2 protein-coding genes are annotated in these 1,704 nt (G+C 60.6%); both read left to right on the forward strand.

The window, feature by feature from the left end:
- The coding region (locus WCA53_RS33285) for a PLP-dependent aminotransferase family protein (protein ID WP_423922079.1) at positions 1-878 on the forward strand (878 nt) is incomplete at its 5' end.
- A gap of 135 nt (positions 879-1,013) precedes the next feature.
- Positions 1,014-1,478, forward strand: a complete 465-nt coding sequence (locus tag WCA53_RS33290; RefSeq protein WP_423922082.1) for a RidA family protein — start codon at positions 1,014-1,016, stop codon at positions 1,476-1,478.
- Positions 1,479-1,704 lie beyond the last annotated feature (226 nt).

Genomic DNA, 1,704 nt, shown 5'->3' on the forward strand with positions numbered 1-1,704 from the left:
GGTCGCAACAAGCGCTCGACCTTCTGGGCAAAGTGCTCATCGACCCAGCCAGCCGCGTGCTGGTTGAAACGCCTACTTACCTCGGCGCGTTGCAGTCGTTTTCGCTTTACGAGCCGCACTACGTCCAGATCCCCACCGACGACCACGGTCTCATGCCTGAAAGGCTCGACGCCACGCTGACCGCTGGCGCTCGCTTGCTTTACGCGCAGCCGAATTTTCAGAATCCGACCGGTCGCCGCCTGCCGCTCGAACGCCGGGTTGCACTCGCCGCGTTCGCACAACGGGCCGCGTTCCCGGTGATTGAAGATGATCCTTACGCCGCGCTCGACTATGCGGGTGCCCCGCTTCCGACGCTGCTGTCGCTCGCGCCCGATCACATCGTGCATCTGGGTTCGTTTTCGAAAGTGCTGGCCCCTGGGCTGCGCGTGGGTTACATCATTGCGCCCGAAGAGCTGCACTTCAAACTGGTGCAGGCGAAGCAGGCAACCGATCTGCATACGCCAAGCCTCACGCAGCGCATCGTGCATGAAGTCATCAAGGACGGGTTCCTCGATACGCACATTCCGACAATCCGCGCGCTCTACCGCGACCAATGCGCAGCCATGCTCGCGGCTCTCGAACGCTACATGCCTGCAGGTGTCGAATGGAATCAGCCGGAAGGCGGCATGTTCGTGTGGGTGAAGCTGCCCGAACATATCGACACCATGAAATTGCTGGAACTATCGATCGAGCAGCACGTCGCATTCGTGCCGGGGGCGCCGTTCTTCGCCAACGAGGCAGAGCACAATACGTTTCGCCTGTCGTTCGTCACGGTGCCGCCGGCCAAGATCGACGAAGGCGTGGCAAAGCTGGCCGCGCTGGTCCGGGCTCAGGCCTGACATCGCCGAGCGTGTTTGTGTCGCAGTTGCGTGGCTGTCGTCCAGGGATCGGCGCCTGCTTTAAAGCACATCGCGCATGCGCCGGAAGTGACCGGTCATGCGTTTCGTTCTCACCCACTTATCAGGGAGCACCGCATGGCCCAGCAAAACGTTTATGACAAGCTGAAGGAACTCGGTATCGAATTACCGACTGCCGGCGCGCCCGCTGCCGCTTACGTAATGAGCGCGCAAAGCGGCAATACGGTCTACCTGTCCGGCCATATCGCGAAGAAGGACGGCAAGGTCTGGGCGGGCAAGCTCGGCGACAGCCTGACCACCGAGGACGGCCGTGCCGCAGCCCGTTCCATCGCGATCGACTTGTTCGCGACGCTGCACACGCATGTCGGCGATCTGAACCGCGTGACACGCATTGTGAAAGTAATGAGCCTGGTCAACTCGACACCCGATTTCACCGAGCAGCATCTGGTCACCAACGGCGCATCGGAACTCATCGCCGATGTATTCGGCGAGCGCGGCAAGCACGCACGTTCGGCTTTCGGCGTAGCGCAGATTCCGCTGGGCGCGTGCGTCGAAATTGAACTGATCGCCGAAGTGAACTGATCTTCGGAGGAGCGCAATGCAACGGGAGGCCACCGCGCTATGTCGCGGTAAGCTTTGCAGCATTGCGCTCACCACGTTCCCGATACCGCCCGGCATCGGGAATTGAAGTAGCCCCGCCGTCTATCTTCGCGCCTATATCACGACGCGCAAGCCATCAAGATTGAACACGGGAACGTGAGTTTTTCCCAATCTTCGTTGCATGTTGTTGTACCTCTGCGCGTATACC

The organism is Caballeronia sp. (assembly GCF_049581465.1).
GTDB lineage: Bacteria > Pseudomonadota > Gammaproteobacteria > Burkholderiales > Burkholderiaceae > Caballeronia.

Excerpts from the sequence above, each read along its gene's own strand:
- WCA53_RS33290 (WP_423922082.1), top strand. The coding sequence starts at position 1,014 with ATGGCCCAGCAAAACGTTTATGACAAGCTGAAGGAACTCGGTATCGAA.